General features: G+C 63.5%; 1 protein-coding gene and 1 pseudogene. Both read right to left on the reverse strand.

Annotation, left to right across the window (positions count from 1 at the left end; translation table 11 throughout):
* A pseudogene (locus tag NW852_RS06800) lies at positions 1-272 on the reverse strand (hypothetical protein); the annotation flags it as partial.
* A gap of 132 nt (positions 273-404) precedes the next feature.
* Positions 405-1,313 carry a shikimate dehydrogenase gene (locus tag NW852_RS06805; RefSeq protein ID WP_414365182.1) on the reverse strand — a complete coding sequence of 303 codons (909 nt, stop codon included), beginning with the start codon at positions 1,311-1,313 and terminating at the stop codon, positions 405-407.
* Positions 1,314-1,421 lie beyond the last annotated feature (108 nt).

Here is a 1,421-nt window from a genome sequence, read left to right on the forward strand (position 1 = left end):
ATCAAGGCAGCGCGATGTTCGGCTAAGACTTGGGTGTATTCGGCCCAAGCGGCCTCTGACTGGGTGGCCCGCTGGCGCAGTTGAGCCTTGCGCGCCACTTCCTCAGGGGGTTGCCGGCAGAAGGCATCGAGCTGAGGAGCAGACAGGGATCCTGCCTGGTTCTGGCTGCCCTGAAGCGCGGAACCGGAGTCCGGGAAAAGAGAATGGCCAAACCTAGGGAATTGGGCCTGGGCGGCAATTCCGGATCCCAGCCACATCAGTGCGCCGAGCACACCTGCAAGCCATTTCCGCTGCCGCCTCGGCAACCTCAACACCCTTAACCCCATCGAGAATTGCTTTAGCTCTATCTCCCCCTAGAGATCGGCAGGCCCGAGGCAATTGTTCCCGCCCCCAGCCAATTGCGCTCAACTTTGAGAGGAGAGCTGGGGCTTGGGATCCCTTGCCCTATCCACCTCAATCTGGGCCAACTGCTGCCGGGCCGCCTGCCGCATCACCTCCACCGGCACAGGCTTGCCCCCCAGCCAGAGGGAGAGGGCCTTGGCCCCCTGGTGGATCAGCATCTCCAGGCCACTGATGGGGGTGTGGCCTAACGCTGCGGCCATACGCAGCAGCGGCGTGGGATCCGGTACATAGATGAGATCGTAGACAACGGCGCCGGCGGGCAGAAGGCGCAGTTGCTCCCGGCTGAGGGGAGACAGCTCAGCAGTGGATCCCGGCTTGTACATGCCCACGGGGGTGGTGTTGACCACAAGGGAAGTCTTGGGCAAGTGGCGCTCCAGCTCGGCCCAGCTCAGCGTTTCCACCTGCGGCCAGGTCTGTTGCAAAGCCTGTAACTTCTCAGGGGATCGCCCGGCCACCCGTACTGGCCCCAACTCCAACTCCAAACAGCCCTGGATGGCCGCCCGCGCCGCCCCGCCACAGCCCAGGATTAGGGTGGGGATCCCCTTTTCCAGGCCCAGCAAAGGCTGAACAAAGCCGTCGATATCAGTGTTGGTGCCGCCCCAGCCTCCCTCCGGCAAGGCGTAGACCGTGTTTACTGCTCCCACCTTTGCCGCCCGCGCTTCCACCTGGCTGAGCAAAGGCAGAATCGCCTGCTTGTGGGGAATGGTGACGTTAAACCCCCGCACCCCGATGGCCGCCAGCCCGGCCACCGCCACTGCCAGGCGCTCTGCCGCCACCGGAAAGGGCACGTAGCAGTAGTCTTCTCCCATGGCCGCCAAGGCAGCGTTGTGCATCGCCGGGGATAGGCTGTGGGCCACCGGATCCCCGATCAGGCCCAGCAATTGCGTACTTCCCGAAATCCGTCTGTCCACCCCAGCTCCTAAGGGATCCCTGCCCTGTAGCTCCGATTAGTTAGACTCCGACTCCACCCGATCTAAAGTTTGCCGGTAGCGCTGCCGCCAACTGGCCAGGGATTCTTC

Origin of the sequence: Synechococcus sp. H60.1 (genome assembly GCF_047462335.1) — a bacterium.
In the GTDB taxonomy this organism is placed as follows: Bacteria; Cyanobacteriota; Cyanobacteriia; order Thermostichales; family Thermostichaceae; genus Thermostichus.